Genomic DNA, 15,750 nt, shown 5'->3' on the forward strand with positions numbered 1-15,750 from the left:
ACGCTATAAAGTGTACTTTAATCATTATAGCTGACAATACTATTGATGAGACTAAGCTATTTGGTAATCGTGCGTCTATAGACTCAACCCTTAATCAACCATTCATCTGACCAATACTTTTTGCTTTCAAAATGCTTTTAAGGCCTTTCTATGTCCGTTCAGCCTATCAACAATCGAGATTCTCAAACCTTCTATAAAAGAGTCGTACGCACAAGCCTACTGACGACTCTAGGCGTCGTCGTCAGTGCTTGTAACAGCATTGGACCATCCACTTCGATCACACAATCTCACCCAGTCGTAAAAGCACCAACCGTCGCTTTAGTGTTAGGCGGCGGCGGAGCCAAAGGTTTTGCCCACGTTGGTGTCATTAAGGCGTTAGAAGAAAGCGGTATCACGCCGACACTCGTGGTAGGAACCAGCGTTGGTAGCTTGGTTGGGAGCCTATATGCCAGTGGCTATACTCCACAGCGGCTTGAACAATTAGCATTGAACACACCTGATAGCGAGTTAACAGACTTTGTGTTATCCAATCAAGGCTTTATTGAAGGCATCAAGCTCAAAAACTTTATCAATGCTAAAGTTGGTGGTCGCGCAATAGAAGACTTTCCGATCCGCTTTGCCGCAATCGCTGCTGAGAAGCATACGCTAAAAAAGGCGGTCTTTACCACAGGAGATGCAGGCCTTGCTGTTCAAGCATCTTGTAGCGTGCCTAATATTTTTATTGCGCCGCGCATACCCGAAAAAACTGGCAAAAAATATATCGATGGCGGAGTGATCAGCTTAGTCCCTGTCGATAGTGCTCGAGATTTGGGCGCTGATATTATCATCGCTGTCGATGTGACTGTACCCACATCAAGTAAAAAAAATATGACTAGTAATTTACTACCCGCTGTCACCTCTTTAAGTAGCTTTTGGGGATTACTTGAAAACAATCTATCCTCTAATACTCGCTATTCAACCACTAGTCACCGCTCACTTGTAAGTAATGAGCACGAGCGCGCTGATATTGTGATTGCCCCTGATGTCGGCCATATCAGCTCGTTAGATACCAATCAGCGTAGCGCACTTATCATGGCTGGCGTGCAAGCCACTACCCCGCAGGTCAACGGCATTAAACAACTTATTAAAGAAAAATCTAGTAGCAAGTACGCTACGCTTTAATGTCACCAAAAAAAAGCACCGCAATTATTAATTGCCGTGCTTTTTTATTTTACCAAGTATATCGACTGTGGCTATTATTTTACTTTTGCACGATATTTAACCATGACAGTATCGTTGAGACCGACACCTTCGATATCCCAGCGTACTGCTTTGTAATGTTTGAGATCAACCTCTTGCAGTTGGTTATCCACTCGCGTACGTAACGGCATCCGAGCAAAAGTATCACCATCGACACTACCGTATGGAAAATCAGGAGACACCGCGCGTAACAGCTCCACTTGCTCAGGAATCGTCAATGTAACCGTCATCTTACGCACCCGATCTGGGTTGGTATTGGTAAAATACCCTTGATACTCTAGAACGTTACCTGGCTGCAAGCGCGTATTGGCATCTACAGGCACCAATGTCTCTTGTCCATTCGCATCCACGCTTATAAGAGAAGCTGTAATCTTGGTATCAACGGCTTGCATGTTTGAGTTGCTACCATTAGCATTTGCAACTGTCTTTACAGCAGCAGAGCCATCAAGTGCAGGCTCTGGTGTTGGCAGCATAGCTGACGCTTGGGTTGTGACTACCATCGCACCGATAAGGGTACCGGCGACGACTTGAAATAAGCGATGACCGCTCCAAGCAGTAAAAGGACTGGCTAAATGGTTTATTTTCTTCATGATATTCGTTATTCCTAGTTAATGTATCGGTAAAACAGTACTACTCAAGGTTTCTTTGTGAGACAAAGCTATAATCTTTCTTCGCATTTCTTCCTACATATTTTTCAAACACAGGTTATGTACTCTATATTATGCATTGAAAATACAATTTATGCGTGTCATCGATCATGTGATAGGGCTTAGCATAGCAAAAAGCTTTTATAGGTATACTAACCCCGTGTTTAGGTTGTGTATATAGACAACTGACCAAATTCAAACAGCGATCGTCAAAATAAAAAGATAGCTCATACCGACGTTTTTTGCTATGGTAAATCTTTGATATTCGTTAAATCTTTAATGTCTCTTATCTTTTACCATACCTACTATTATTGCTCCTACTATGACTATTAGCGCCATGCCCCAGATTAAACCTGAATACGTCCATTGGTTCCGTAACTCTGCGCCTTATATCAACACGCATCGCGGCAAGACTTTCGTGATTATGTTTGGTGGTGAGGCAGTCAATCATCCCAATTTTAACACCCTTATTCATGACTTTGCATTGTTGCATAGCTTAGGAATTAAGCTAGTATTGGTACATGGTGCGCGTCCGCAAATAGAAAAAAATCTACAAGAAGCTGGTATCAACTCTCCCCTACATCACGACGTTCGCATTACGCCACGTAACGCCATGCCATCTATCTTACAAGCGGTCGGTGCTATTCGTCTACAGATCGAAGCCCAATTATCAATGGGGCTTGCCAACTCGCCCATGTACGGCTCACGTATTGATGCGGTTTCTGGTAACTTTGTGACTGCGCGTCCTTATGGTATTCGAAATGGCGTCGATCATCAGATGACAGGTGAAGTACGCTCCATCGATATTGAGGCGATTAAGAACAACCTACTACACGATCATATTGTAATTTTAGGCTCAATGGGCTACTCAGCAACTGGTGAAGTTTTCAACTTGTTGAGTGAAGATGTGGCGCTTAGTGCGGCAGTGGCGCTTAGCGCAGACAAGCTTATCTTTTTAGGTGAAGAGGCTGACATCAATGATAACGGCCGCTTATTGCACGAAATGATTCCAAATGAAGTGGATCGTTTTTTGCGAGAACGTGATTTGAACAATGAAATTAATTACTTCTTGCATTGTGCCAGTTTGGCTTGTCGCCAAGGTGTTCATCGTACACATATCATCTCATATGCCAAAGATGGCGCGCTACTTGAAGAGCTGTTTACACGTGATGGCTCCGGTACGCTAATTAGTCACGACCCATACGAAGAGATTCGTCATGCCAATATAGATGATGTGGTCGGTCTTATTGAGCTGCTAACACCATTAGAAGAGCAAGGTATCTTGGTCAGCCGCTCACGCGAACGCCTAGAACAAGAGATCGACAACTATAGTGTGATTGAGCGCGATGGTATGATTTTAGGCTGTGCGGCCCTATATCCACTTAATGATGATTCAGCAGAAGTTGCTTGTGTGGCTGTGCACCCAGAATATCGCAATGGTAGCCGCGGTGCAGACTTGCTGGCATTTTTAGAACAGCAAGCGCGCAGTCATGGCCTACATAAGTTGTTTGTATTAACCACACGTACGGCGCACTGGTTTGTAGAACAAGGCTTCGCTGAAGTCAATGCTAGTGCATTACCAGAAGCTCGCCAAGAAAAGTACCATAACGGTCGCAACTCTAAAGTATTTCAAAAGACCCTTTAAATACGGCACTTTATTTTACAATACAAAAATCCCGTGACTAAAAAAGCCCTCATATCCAATATGAGGGCTTTTTCAATTATCTAGTATTATATGCTTAACGCAGCATTATTTCACTTTTCTGCTATTTTACTTTTAATAGCTCAACAGTGAATATGAGTGTGCTATTAGGTTCAATACCTGAATTTCCAGCTTCGCCATAAGCGATATCTGATGGAATATAGAACTCATATTTGCCGCCTTCTTTCATCAGCTGTAAACCTTCAGTCCAGCCAGCGATGACTTGGTTCAATGGGAATTCGATCGGCTCGCCGCGCTCATAAGAGCTATCAAATACAGTACCATCGATCAATTTGCCCTCGTAGTTTACTTCAACCACGTCAGTCGCTTTTGGTGATTTGCCCGTACCTGCTGTTAGTACTTTATATTGCAGACCAGAATCCGTCTCTTTTACGCCCTCTTTTTTAGCATTTTCTGCTAAGAACGCAGCACCTTTTGTTTTATTCTCTTCTGCTTTGTTCTGCATATCTGCAACAAACTTCTCTTCTTGTTCTTTTTGGTACGTCATTAGTACTTCTTCCATCTGCTCTTGGGTCAGAGCAGACTCTTCACCTTCATAGCCATCACGAAAGCCTTGCTCAAAAGTATCAAGGTCTAAATCTTGTACCGCTTCTTTATTACCTTCTGCCATCATAAAGCCCAAGCTATAGCCTACTTTTTCTTTCGCTGTACTTTGCTCAGTAATAGAAACACTTGGAGTAGCGCTTTCTTGGTTGCCATTGTTGGTACTACAGCCTGTAACCAATAACATCGCACTGGCCAGCGTAGTGATAGTTAAAGTGGTAATTTTTTTCATATATTACTCTCAATTTGTTAAATCAATTAGGAAGAACACTAAAATATTATTTGCCAGCTATCATAGCAAATCTTAGTTTTATGAGCTATGTTTCCGATAAAATTAACATAACAATGTACAGTCTTTGTTAATTCTTGCCCCAAAAATAACAACTTATCACACAATTATAGCGTCAGGTAAAGCATTCTAACTTTAACTGCATCATTATATCAGCTAAGCTTAATCAGCTAAATTGATAAGTCAATTAAAGTAATTTTTTAATACTATTTTTCTTTGTAATGGTTTAGGCAAAACTTTTATAAGAAAACATTAAATTAGTCAACAACGTTAAATACAACAATACTATTTTTAAACTACTGTGTATCCGTCGATAATATAATCAATGATTGTTTTATGACTTACTATATAGTGATTAAAGGAGGACAGGATGAACCCAATGTTTGCATCTTTTAATGGTTATCTTGGTGGACCTATTGGCTCCATCATTGGTGCTATTTTGATCTTCGTGATCGGTTGGCTCGTTGCCCTTGGCATCGCAGCTTTGGTACGCAATGTATTGGCTAAGGTCAATTTAAATCAGCGTATGAATTCTTCTACAGGCAAAACCTACGATTTAGAAGGTATTATCTCTAAAGTCGTTTTCTGGTTTATCTTCGTTATTGCTATTTCAGGCGCATTGACTCAGTTAAACTTAAATTCAATTTCAGCACCGTTTGCAAATATGGTTAATCAAGTACTCGCCTTTATTCCAAATCTTATTGGCGCTATTGCTGTTGGTATCATTGGTTGGGTTATTGCAACTGTTGTGCGTACGGCGCTTAACACTGCTTTGTCAAAGACGACTATGGACGAGCGTTTAAGTGCTCAAGCTGGCGTTAAACCAATGAGCAGCACTATTGCTGATATGGTTTATTGGTTTATTTTGTTGGTTGTATTGACAATGGTACTTGGCCAATTAGAGCTTGATGGTTTGTTTGCTCCATTGACCAATATGGTTGACAAAATCTTTAGCTTTATTCCTAATATTCTTATCGCTATTGTGGTTTTTGTGGTGGGTTATATCATCGCCAAAGTCGTACGCGGTATCGTGACCAACCTTGTATCTACCTTTAATGTACAAGCATTGGCTACAAAAGCAGGTTTGAGTGAAGAAAACAGCTTACCTAATATTGCTGGTTCTTTAGCGTTTTTGGTTGTTATCATCCCAACTGTAATCGCTGCATTAAATGCTCTAAAAATTGAAGTGATCGCTCGTCCAGCGACTAATATGCTTAATAAGATTATGGAAGCATTGCCTAACATTTTCATGGCTATAGCGATCCTTGTTGTGACTTATTATGTCATACGTATGGTAGCAGACATTATCAAAGGCTTGATCGAGAATACTCAGGTCAACCAATTACCTGCTAAAGTTGGCCTGCAAGAAACCATGGGCGACAAAAAGATCTCTGATCTAGTCGGCTATGCCATTATCTTCTTTGCTATGTTGTTTGCTGCAATCGCGGCAGCTGATTTGCTTGGTTTTGAACCTATTTCAGCTATCATCACGATGTTTATCGCCTTCGGTGCAAACATCATCTTAGGTGCGATCATTCTATTCATCGGTTTTTGGCTTGCCAATATCATTGCTGGTGTCGTTGAGCGTTCTGAGAAAGGCTCACAATTTTTAGCCAATATTGTACGCGTATTGATCATGGGCTTAGTGTTAGCAATGGGCCTAAAAGCGATGGGTATCGCTGACTCTATTGTGAACCTGGCATTTGGCTTAACATTAGGTGCTGTAGCCGTTGCTTTCGCTCTATCGTTTGGTCTTGGTGGCCAAGAAGCCGCTGCTCGTTTCCTACGTAAAATGCAAGACAAAATGGATAAAGAACAGGACAAAGCAGAAGCGAAGTCTACTGTTCATACCAGCTCGTCGACTCAGGAAAAAGTTGCTGACTCAGTTCGTGATAATACGCCTACTGCTTCTACTAGCCCATCGACTAGCGAATTGCACACAGACGTAGTTGACACCACTAAGCTTGGCAGTGATCATGTAGATATCACTCATGTAGAGACACGTGATAGCGATACAGACACAGGTTCAAACTTAGGTTCAGGTACAGACTTTACTGATATCGATGACAACGATAATCTGAAATAAAGGTTAACGATAGCTATTGTTCCAATATAAAAAAGACAGCTTAGGCTGTCTTTTTTTATGGCTCAGATTTTATGTTTATAACTTAATAGGTCGTGCAGGCACATTTAAATTCAACTGCATTCGTGTTGATGGACCATTGTCTACTGACTGACTGTTTTGTACTTGCGCTTTGTTTTGCTGATTTAAGTGCTGTAACTGCTTGGTTAATTGACGCTCCCTTTGAGTCATAGACTCAACTGGCTGAATCCATGCATCTATATCCAAATAAGTGTCGTCTTTCTCTAAGACAAACTCGATGCCCAGTACAATAATATGGTGTAGCTCAACAAGTGGTAAACGCAGTGCAACATCTTGCGCAATTGCTTGTAGCCTTGGTTGGATAGCCGCTCTGCTCTGCGCGGTGTCTTTGCCTTTTCCATAAAATATCATCACATAATGACGGCCCAAAATTGTATAAGAGTGCTGATGAATAACATACCCATTCTCCCTCATAGTAAGTGCGCGCTCAGGATGTTTATATAGGGTACGTATAAGCTCATGACGTGAAAACAAGGACTCATCTAATAGCTGTCGTTTCCATATAGTCTGTGCGTCTACCACCTTTTTATTAGTTGTAATAGACGGCTCGCTAGCCAAGCTGATAATTTGACTGCTAAGCTGTGACCATAATATAGACGCCTGTTTTCGGTGCTGCTGATAGGCCTGCTGTAAACTCACGTCTTGTTGTTTTTGTGCCAGACTCATCGCAACCAAAGCCGAATTTGGCTCATCTTGTAATCCATTTTTGATAAGCTCATTGTCTACACTTATAGCATGCGATAATAAAGCATCGCTGTGCATAAATTGGGAGATAAGCGCTGTTTCAGATTCAAAGCTCGCTACCCCGCTTATGAGCGATTGATTAAGATGCGTTAAGTGAAAATCCAAAAATTGCCATAGATCACAAGGTGTCATAACTCTCTCGATAGCTAGATACCAATCCTGACGACTAAATACTTGTAACAATTGCTCGTCTTTACTAACATCTGATATCAGATGCTCCATAAAGTAACGTGCCCCAAAACTATGATTGATAGACGTCGTCACCGATAATCTCTTGTCTTCTTTAATGCCATCATTATCTGATATTTGATGATCTACAAGTTGAACATCCAGTACTAACACCTTGTGAGTCACAGTATTACTATCTTCATCACGCTGCAAGCTTTGCTTTTGCCATATCATTGCAGCTTTGACAATAGCGAGGCGTGCCGTTTCAATATCAGCCGTACTACTAATGATAGGTAGGGGCAACGACACTTCTAGTATACGTAGCGCTCCTTTTGGCAACTTATAGACATATTGACAGGCAGAATACTGTACATCTGCTGTATGTGGTATAGACAAGCTCATAGTAGAAGGTGACAACTGCAGATAACAGTTTAGCGCTTCTAGAGCAAGAAGACGTTCAGATAAAGGTTTGATAGCGTCTGGCACAATGCATCACTCTTATGGTTGAAAAATAGCATTCTTTTGAACAAGTATAACTGTGACCTAATACGTAAAGTAAAAAATAACAGCGTGATAAATACCCATATAAAAAACCTTAACCATCGTAACACTCCTATACAAGAAGACTGTTATACATCCCCGCTTTGTTGTCGCTTTCAAAGCAGTGACTTGTTATGATAATAATAAAGCAATACCATTTGAGGGTCGATTCATGGATGATAAACTGATCGAAACTCCCTTTGCCGGTTTTGCTTATATAGTCACTCTCTTATAATAACAAGGATTAAAGGCCATGAAACGTTTTAAAGAAAAGACAGTTATCGTTACAGGAGCAGGGTCAGGTATTGGTCGTGCAACTGCTATTCGATTTGCTCAAGAAGGTGCCAGTGTGGTCTTAGTAGGTCGTACTGCTGAAACTTTAGAAGAAACCGCAAAAGAGTTTCCCTTAGATCGTACATGGATTCATAGCGACAATTATCTTACAGTTACCTGTGATATTAGTGTACAAGACCAAGTACAAGAAATGATGAAAAGAGTCATAGAAAAGTTTGAAAAGATTGATGTATTGGTGAATAACGCTGGCAAAGCAACACAAGGTAAAATCACTGAGATGTCAGCTGAAGAGTGGAAATCTGCAATCGATGTCAACTTGAATGGTACGTTTTATGTCTGTCAAGCTGCGATGCCATATCTGATCAAGACGAAAGGCAATATCATCAATGTCTCATCGCTTTCAGGTATCGGAGGCGATTGGAACATGGCGGCCTACAATGCGGCTAAAGCTGGCATTACCAATCTAACTCGTACGTTGGCTCTCGATCACGGTCCAGATGGGGTACGTGTCAATGCCGTTAATCCCAGCGTGACGGAGACCAATATGACCAGTGCTATTCAAAACAACAAGGCTAAAACTGATAAATTTTTGGCCCGTTGCCCACTAGGACGTCTTGCCACTCCTGAGGATATTGCAGCAGCGATCACCTTTTTAGCAAGTGATGACGCCTCGATGATTACTGGTGTCAATCTGCCTGTTGACGGCGGTGTGAATGCTTCTAACGGTCAACCAAACTTCTAAATATCAATAGCAGGACCCTCATCTCCGTTAAATATTGATCATATTATTGTCAGCCTCAACGACAAGCTTAGATCACTACGGTTCAAGATAAAAAAGCCTTCGATATTGAAATATCGGAGGCTTTTTGGATATCCATATTTAACAACGACCTGCTTTAATAAAACTGTCAGTCATCCGCGCTATTAACGTCTTGTAGTGGTTGAGACAAGCGCTCAGGATACATTGGAACCACTCCTTGATATTGGTTATAAATCTTTTGCAAATCCCCTGAAATATCTCCAGTAGGATAAACCAAAGACATAAATCGTATCTCTTTGGTTTTATAATCCAGCGCTACTGGTAAGATTGGCACATTGGCCCCTACTGCCAAATAATAAAACCCTGTTTTCCACTCTTTGGTATATTGACGTGTCCCCTCTGGAGATAACCCCAAAAATAAGGGTTCTCCAGTTTTAAACTTATCAATACTTGCCTGCAATACTGACCCTTTATTACCACGATCAATAGGGATAATACCCATCCAACGTAGCAGCTGAGCAAGGACTGGTACCTTAAACAAAGTATGCTTGCCCATGATACTAATTTTTAGATCTAGAGCAAATAAACTGGGTATTGCATAGACACCGTCGATATTAGATGTATGCGGAAGCGCCAATACCACTGCTTGCGGAATATTTGGAATCTCCCCGACCGTTCGCCAGCCAGCTGCTTTTAACATCGCTGATGCGATGATTGGCGCAACTTTATTACCGCGTCTTGGAACCAGATGACCTAAGTGTTTTTTACTAAGTTTAGGGAATTTTGACAATGTATTAAGGCCTATAAAGTAAAAACGAATACTAGCCTTAAATAAATACGACTAAATCGTCTTTTGCAAAATTTCAGCATTTTATAAATTAGAAAACCATAAAATACTATTCAAACCAAACGACTCCTCTCCTCAAGGACTGTGACTCTCTCTATGGCGCTATACTGAAATATCAGCTAGGTTACCTTTGTCCTCAAGCCATGACTTACGGTCAGCCGCTCGTTTTTTGGCGAGTAGCATATCCATCATACTACTGGTTAGTACGATGTCATCCATATCCAACTGAACCAAACGCCGAGTATCACGGTTCATCGTGGTTTCACGCAATTGCTCTGCACTCATCTCACCAAGCCCCTTAAAACGTGTGATCTGCGCTTTTTTATTGCCAGGCACATTGGCCAAGATATGAGCAAGTTCAGGTTCATCTAGTGCATAATGGACTTCTTTACCCACATCGACTCGGTATAAAGGTGGCATCGCGACAAATAAATGTCCTGCATCAACGAGCGCAGGGAAATGTTTGACAAACAAAGCACAAATCAACGTTGCAATATGTAGGCCATCAGAGTCTGCATCGGCTAAAATGCATATTTTGTCATATCGTAGCTCAGAGAGATCATCAGAGGCAGGATCGACACCGATAGCAATAGCGATATCATGAATCTCTTGACTCGAGAGTACCGTATCTGATGACACCTCCCACGTGTTCAAAATCTTACCTCGCAGCGGCAATATCGCTTGATAATGACGATCGCGCGCTTGCTTAGCTGAGCCGCCAGCCGAATCCCCTTCTACCAAGAATAGCTCAGCACCATCACGCAAATCTCCACGACAATCTGCTAACTTGCCAGGTAGTGCTGGACCTTGAGTGATTTTTTTACGAGCGACTTTTTTAGCAGACTTTAAGCGCCGACCTGCTTTATTGATGGCTAATTCCGCAATTTGCGTACCCATATCAGCATGCTGATTGAGCCATAAACTAAAAGCATCTTTTGCAAGCGTCTGCACCGCACCAGCGGCTTCGCGGCTAGAGAGTCGCTCTTTGGTTTGCCCGGAGAACTGCGGCTCTGAGAATTTGAGTGATAGGATGTAGTTGACCCCATCCCATACGTCTTCTGCCGTAAGTTTCACACTGCGTGGTAGTAAATTGTGAATGTCACAAAACTCGCGCAGGGCTTCCAAAATACCAGTACGCAGTCCGTTAACATGGGTGCCGCCTTGCGCGGTTGGAATCAAGTTCACGTAACTTTCTTGAATCGGCGTCCCACCTTCAGGCAACCAAGACAGCGCAAAGGTAATGCCTGCGCGTTCACCTGCTTTTGCCTCGTGATTATAATAAAATGGCGCGGGTGGTAACGTCTCCAGTCCATCTAGCTGCTCACTGAGGTACTCCACCACCCCATCGGTAAACTGCCAAACGACTTTTTCGTTATTGATATCATCAACGAATTCAATCGTCAGACCAGCGGCCAACACAGCTTTGGCTTTTAGATTGTGCTTAAGCTGTTTGACATTGAATTTGGGCGTATCAAAAAAACTCCCATCTGCCCAAAAACGCACTCGAGTACCACGTTTGCGTTTATTGGAACTGACAGACTCAGTAAGCTTTGTTACTGGCGCACCATTTTCAAACGCCATATCAAACTGGGTACTGTCTCGCCATACGGTTACCTCAACTCGCGTTGATAGCGCATTGACGACAGAGATGCCAACGCCATGCAAACCGCCTGATACTTCATAATTAGAGGTCGAAAATTTACCGCCAGCATGCAGACGCGTCAAGATAAGCTCTATACCTGATTGTCCAAACTCAGGATGAATATCAGTTGGCATACCGCGACCATCATCCTCAACGGACAACGAGCCATCATTATGCAATTGAACTTTTATGATCTTAGTATAACCAGCCAACGCTTCATCAACGGAATTATCGATGACTTCTTGTGCTAGATGATTGGGACGTGTGGTGTCGGTATACATACCCGGACGACGACGTACCGGCTCAAGACCTTCTAATACTTCTAACGATTGCGCATTATATTGACTCAAAATGCCTTCCTTTATTATTCACATATCATTGTTTCTATCTAACCATTATAACCAAAAATGGCGCTCTTTACGTCAAACGTCAGTAGCTTACGTCAGATAATGTCGTCTCTATAAGCCAACCTAACTCAGACTAACTGTTGTACCATTTCAATGACTTTGGGCAAATGCTTAGCAAAATCACTAAACCTATGATCGCCGCCTTCTTGTATGGTGACAGTCGCACCTTGCTGCTGGTAAAACGCTGCTGATAGATTGGCATCCAGTAATTCATCGTCTTTTTTGAGCATGACAGTAACCTGACTTGGATTGGCAACCGACAATAATTGATGATGAGCAAACCACTGTAAGTCTGCTTTCGTCATTGCCCAGCCACCAGGAGTGGTATAAAGCGTCTCATCCTTATTGTCATCCATTTTTAAAGTATCAGCGTTTTTATTGTCTTCAAAACGTTGTAAAGTAATATGTGGCTGTGTGCTAGGGTTTAATAATAAAATAGGACAGCCAGTATGATTGCTGACGAGCGTTGAAAAATATCCACCCAATGAGCTTCCTACCAAGACGGTTTTGGCGTCCTTGCTAAGTTTACTGACTAGATCCGTTAAGTAACTAAACACTTGCTCTGGCGACTGATTTAAATCAGGACGATGTACTTTGATATCAGGGTAATGCTGTTGACAATATTGCTCTAATAAAAACCCTTTAGTAGAATTGGCATCGCTATCTAGGCCATGCACGTACACAATATTCATATGCAATCTCATCTTTGTAATTGGTTATACTATAAAAATTGATAGATAGTGAGCATAACACCAGTCATATAGCGTTAATAGTGCTAAAAACGCGAATCTATAGTCAAATCAAATTAGCATGAATACTGACTTAAAATAGGTTATTCAAATCAAAAAAGAGACAAGGAGACGTCATGAGTGAGCAGATTGAACTGTTTGATATTGACAATCCTTGTATTGGAGTTTGCACAAGTAACAAAAAAGGCTATTGCTTCGGCTGCCTGCGTAGCCGTCCTGAACGCCAGTTATGGTTAAGTATGAACACGGAACAGCGTCGTGAAGTATTAAGGTTAATCGTAGGACGTCGTCAGCGTATCGAACAAATGCGGCAGCGTAAAGGTCAGCAATTGGGCTTTAATTTTGAAGAAGTCATTGAGGTGGGTGAGTTATTTTAATTAGAAAATATAACTATTAAAATTATCTTAATAATAAATATTATCAATATAATAATTCTACATAGTAATATTGAATTTTGTCCTGCTAACCTCAAAATACATAAGTGAAGATTGATAAAACTTAATGCTTATCAACCGTTACTAAAAAAGCAGGAGAAAATAATGGATAACACTATAGTAAATAGCGTAAAAGATACCGTCACCCAGTCACGTCAAATTGAACAGCTTTTTGCTGGGGTCGATACCCAAGATGGTGCAGGCGTTAAATTGACTCGCGTGCTTACGCAGCAATTACAAGAGCGTCTCGACCCTTACTTAATGCTCGATAACTTTAAAAGCGACAATCCAGATGATTATGTCGCTGGGTTCCCGAACCATCCGCATCGCGGTTTTGAGACTATTACTTATATGATCACAGGTCGTATGCGTCACCGTGACAGCGCGGGTAACGAAGGGCTATTACAAAACGGCGGCGTACAGTGGATGACGGCAGCGAGCGGTGTCATTCATTCAGAGCTACCGGAACAAGAAGACGGCGCGATGGAAGGCTTCCAGCTGTGGCTTAATTTGCCAGCCAAAGACAAGATGAATGATCCTTGGTATAAAGACTTCCAAAGTGATGATTTACCTAAATACACTACAGAAGATGGCGTTGACGTTACGGTGATTGCAGGTACCTCGCACGGCGTAGAAGGCGCAGTCACACGCGATATGACTGAGCCAACTTATTTGGATATTCATTTACCAGCAGGCACGAGCTTTAGCCAAGCGATTCCAGCCGATCACAATGCCTTTGCCTTTGTATATCGCGGTACGATAGATATCGAAGGCGATACTGTACCGACTAAGAACATGGCTATCTTGAAAAATGATGACAATACGGATGGTGTTACCATTACCGCCGATAGTAGTGAGGATACCAAAGTGATCTTAATTACGGGTCGCCCACTACGCGAGCCTATTGTTCAGTATGGTCCGTTTGTAATGAACAGTCAGCAAGAAATCATGCAAGCCGTCACTGATTTCCAAAGTGGTAAATTTGGTGAAGGCGCTTGATCGTTAGACTAATTAGTTAAATACTCTACTGCATGTTAAAGCCCGTATTAGTTCGCTAATATGGGCTTTTTTGATAAGAAAAAGTAAGGGTCTCATCTATATCAAGTATAAACAGCTTCTTTTGCAGTCTATTTAAGTGTTACTACTTGTGTATGCCAAAGTAATGAACAGTGCTTTGCTTAATTATCAGTCGGCACATCAGTGATAATTTCATTTGTTGACTACAAATGAATGGCGCTAGTGCGTAGATCGCCTTAATAAGTTACTTTGAGATTGTCATATTCTTACTTCATATAAAATAATTATAGTTAAAATTTTTTTAATAAAGATATTATACTTTGCTTTTCTCCTAAAAATCCCAATCAATATTATACTTTGTTTTTTATAAATCACTTTTCCAACTAATTTTACTAAGCTTTATAGGTAAAGCTTCTACAATAGTTCGTATAGCTTGTACAGGTTCAATCTCTTTCCATACGTACGATTTTAATAATTTCGGAACTTCTCCGTAATTACCTTTATGATCAGGAATAAGTAGGGTTATAATAACAAACTTGTCTCCCTTATCTCTTTTCTCAGCAATTGCGTAATCTATTTCTGAAGCAAGATAACCTTCGTCTTTAAAGTTTGGAGTTATAAAAAAGACTGCAGCACAAGAACTTTCAAACCCACTACGTATAGAACGTTCTAAATTTGCACCAGCCTTCATCTTATCCTCGTCTAACCATGGGCTGTATCCAAGAGATGATAATGTTGAAGCTATTTCTCTAACTAGAGATTTGTCGTTTGATTTGTGACTTAAAAACACTTCCGTATTGTTTTCCATTTTCTTCTTTTCCTCATAATTTTTAATTTCTTTATTTAGAATAGATTTAGCTATTTTGTAAGTAATGTCATTCTTGATTTTTTCTTCTACACTATCTTTAGATGCTTGAAAAACAGAAGGAAAAACAATTAAAATTGGATCTAACATTGAATAGTTTTTTGTTAAAAAATCATATAAATTATCAGCAGTTAGAACTAAAGACTCTTTAATTATAATTGGATAATCCTTGATAAACACCTCTTCATCTATGCTAAGAAAATCCTCCCACTCATAAGTTTGAAATAATGGTAAATGTCTATATGTGTTAGACGATAAAGCTAATAACGATACTCTCTTTCCTTTAACTAATAATATATCTCTATTTGAAATAGGTGTTATGTTATGAGCTAAAATAGGGTTTGTAGAGAGTAGATTGTCAAGGTTAAAAGCAATATCAGCTAACAAGTTAGAATAGGGCAAGAAGATGCCATTACCAAAATGTTTAGCTCTAGTGTAATCAGCCCAAGACATTACCACTCCTAGTTTACAATTTAAGATAAAAATCTTATACCATCATATATCTTTATTGAAAATATGCAAAAAATACATGAAATTTAGAGTAGTACAATAACTGAAACCAAAGAAAAGCCCCCACAACGTTGTTGTGGGGGCTTTTTAGGAATAGAGAGCTGACGATGACCTACTCTCACATGGCCGGAGCCACACTACCATTGGCGCGATGATGTTTCACTTCTG

Annotated in this window: 13 protein-coding genes; 6 read left to right on the top strand and 7 right to left on the bottom strand. The window is 40.8% G+C overall.

Going from position 1 to position 15,750, the window contains the following annotated elements; genetic code table 11:
• Window positions 1–150: 150 nt before the first annotated feature.
• Entirely contained in the window at window positions 151–1,161 is a 1,011-nt protein-coding gene (locus ACTXGH_RS13485; protein WP_439297137.1) for a patatin-like phospholipase family protein, read from the top strand.
• 74 nt (window positions 1,162–1,235) lie between these two features.
• Here ACTXGH_RS13485 and ACTXGH_RS13490 read toward each other — a convergent pair whose 3' ends face one another.
• On the bottom strand, window positions 1,236–1,829 hold the full coding sequence (locus tag ACTXGH_RS13490) for a hypothetical protein (RefSeq protein ID WP_439262944.1): 594 nt from the start codon (window positions 1,827–1,829) through the stop codon (window positions 1,236–1,238).
• 379 nt (window positions 1,830–2,208) lie between these two features.
• Here ACTXGH_RS13490 and argA point away from each other — a divergent pair, with 379 nt between their 5' ends.
• Window positions 2,209–3,531, top strand: coding sequence for an amino-acid N-acetyltransferase (gene argA, locus ACTXGH_RS13495; RefSeq protein WP_439262942.1), 1,323 nt, complete (start codon window positions 2,209–2,211; stop codon window positions 3,529–3,531).
• A 121-nt stretch (window positions 3,532–3,652) separates the two neighbouring features.
• On the opposite strand, the gene ACTXGH_RS13500 is transcribed toward argA, so the two are convergent.
• Complete coding sequence (locus ACTXGH_RS13500; RefSeq protein ID WP_439262940.1) at window positions 3,653–4,384, bottom strand: FKBP-type peptidyl-prolyl cis-trans isomerase; 732 nt, start codon at window positions 4,382–4,384, stop codon at window positions 3,653–3,655.
• 427 nt (window positions 4,385–4,811) lie between these two features.
• Between ACTXGH_RS13500 and ACTXGH_RS13505 the strand changes: the two genes are divergently transcribed.
• Complete coding sequence (locus ACTXGH_RS13505) at window positions 4,812–6,527, top strand: mechanosensitive ion channel (RefSeq protein WP_439297136.1); 1,716 nt, start codon at window positions 4,812–4,814, stop codon at window positions 6,525–6,527.
• A gap of 75 nt (window positions 6,528–6,602) precedes the next feature.
• Here ACTXGH_RS13505 and ACTXGH_RS13510 read toward each other — a convergent pair whose 3' ends face one another.
• Window positions 6,603–8,003, bottom strand: coding sequence for a hypothetical protein (locus tag ACTXGH_RS13510; protein WP_439297135.1), 1,401 nt, complete (start codon window positions 8,001–8,003; stop codon window positions 6,603–6,605).
• A 307-nt stretch (window positions 8,004–8,310) separates the two neighbouring features.
• Here ACTXGH_RS13510 and budC point away from each other — a divergent pair, with 307 nt between their 5' ends.
• Window positions 8,311–9,093: a meso-2,3-butanediol dehydrogenase gene (gene budC, locus ACTXGH_RS13515; RefSeq protein ID WP_299221291.1), complete on the top strand. Its 783-nt coding sequence runs from the start codon at window positions 8,311–8,313 to the stop codon at window positions 9,091–9,093.
• A gap of 166 nt (window positions 9,094–9,259) precedes the next feature.
• Here the strand turns inward: budC and ACTXGH_RS13520 are convergent, their stop codons facing one another.
• The 3 genes from ACTXGH_RS13520 to ACTXGH_RS13530 form a co-directional block, all read right to left on the bottom strand.
• Window positions 9,260–9,901 carry a lysophospholipid acyltransferase family protein gene (locus tag ACTXGH_RS13520; RefSeq protein WP_439262934.1) on the bottom strand — a complete coding sequence of 214 codons (642 nt, stop codon included), beginning with the start codon at window positions 9,899–9,901 and terminating at the stop codon, window positions 9,260–9,262.
• Window positions 9,902–10,060: 159 nt separating this feature from the next.
• The gene (parE, locus tag ACTXGH_RS13525) at window positions 10,061–11,950 is read right to left on the bottom strand and encodes a DNA topoisomerase IV subunit B (protein WP_299221296.1); all 1,890 of its coding nucleotides are present in this window, start codon (window positions 11,948–11,950) and stop codon (window positions 10,061–10,063) included.
• 125 nt (window positions 11,951–12,075) lie between these two features.
• Window positions 12,076–12,699: a YqiA/YcfP family alpha/beta fold hydrolase gene (locus ACTXGH_RS13530; protein ID WP_439297134.1), complete on the bottom strand. Its 624-nt coding sequence runs from the start codon at window positions 12,697–12,699 to the stop codon at window positions 12,076–12,078.
• Window positions 12,700–12,872: 173 nt separating this feature from the next.
• Here ACTXGH_RS13530 and ACTXGH_RS13535 point away from each other — a divergent pair, with 173 nt between their 5' ends.
• Window positions 12,873–13,133, top strand: coding sequence for a DUF1289 domain-containing protein (locus tag ACTXGH_RS13535; RefSeq protein ID WP_439262928.1), 261 nt, complete (start codon window positions 12,873–12,875; stop codon window positions 13,131–13,133).
• A gap of 162 nt (window positions 13,134–13,295) precedes the next feature.
• Window positions 13,296–14,189 (top strand): pirin family protein, encoded by an 894-nt coding sequence (locus ACTXGH_RS13540; protein WP_439297133.1) that lies wholly within the window; start codon window positions 13,296–13,298, stop codon window positions 14,187–14,189.
• Window positions 14,190–14,571: 382 nt separating this feature from the next.
• Here ACTXGH_RS13540 and ACTXGH_RS13545 read toward each other — a convergent pair whose 3' ends face one another.
• Complete coding sequence (locus tag ACTXGH_RS13545; protein ID WP_439297132.1) at window positions 14,572–15,525, bottom strand: toll/interleukin-1 receptor domain-containing protein; 954 nt, start codon at window positions 15,523–15,525, stop codon at window positions 14,572–14,574.
• Window positions 15,526–15,750 lie beyond the last annotated feature (225 nt).

The sequence above is a fragment of the Psychrobacter sp. 1Y10 genome (assembly GCF_052259005.1).
In the GTDB taxonomy this organism is placed as follows: Bacteria; Pseudomonadota; Gammaproteobacteria; order Pseudomonadales; family Moraxellaceae; genus Psychrobacter; species Psychrobacter saeujeotis.

What these genes read in the sequence shown, in the direction of transcription:
- ACTXGH_RS13490 (WP_439262944.1), bottom strand. Translation starts at nt 1,829, where the DNA reads ATGAAGAAAATAAACCATTTAGCCAGTCCTTTTACTGCTTGGAGCGGT.
- ACTXGH_RS13545 (WP_439297132.1), bottom strand. Translation starts at nt 15,525, where the DNA reads ATGTCTTGGGCTGATTACACTAGAGCTAAACATTTTGGTAATGGCATC.
- ACTXGH_RS13535 (WP_439262928.1), top strand. Translation starts at nt 12,873, where the DNA reads ATGAGTGAGCAGATTGAACTGTTTGATATTGACAATCCTTGTATTGGA.
- ACTXGH_RS13540 (WP_439297133.1), top strand. Translation starts at nt 13,296, where the DNA reads ATGGATAACACTATAGTAAATAGCGTAAAAGATACCGTCACCCAGTCA.
- ACTXGH_RS13485 (WP_439297137.1), top strand. Translation starts at nt 151, where the DNA reads ATGTCCGTTCAGCCTATCAACAATCGAGATTCTCAAACCTTCTATAAA.
- ACTXGH_RS13500 (WP_439262940.1), bottom strand. Translation starts at nt 4,384, where the DNA reads ATGAAAAAAATTACCACTTTAACTATCACTACGCTGGCCAGTGCGATG.
- ACTXGH_RS13505 (WP_439297136.1), top strand. Translation starts at nt 4,812, where the DNA reads ATGAACCCAATGTTTGCATCTTTTAATGGTTATCTTGGTGGACCTATT.
- ACTXGH_RS13530 (WP_439297134.1), bottom strand. Translation starts at nt 12,699, where the DNA reads ATGAATATTGTGTACGTGCATGGCCTAGATAGCGATGCCAATTCTACT.
- argA (WP_439262942.1), top strand. Translation starts at nt 2,209, where the DNA reads ATGACTATTAGCGCCATGCCCCAGATTAAACCTGAATACGTCCATTGG.
- budC (WP_299221291.1), top strand. Translation starts at nt 8,311, where the DNA reads ATGAAACGTTTTAAAGAAAAGACAGTTATCGTTACAGGAGCAGGGTCA.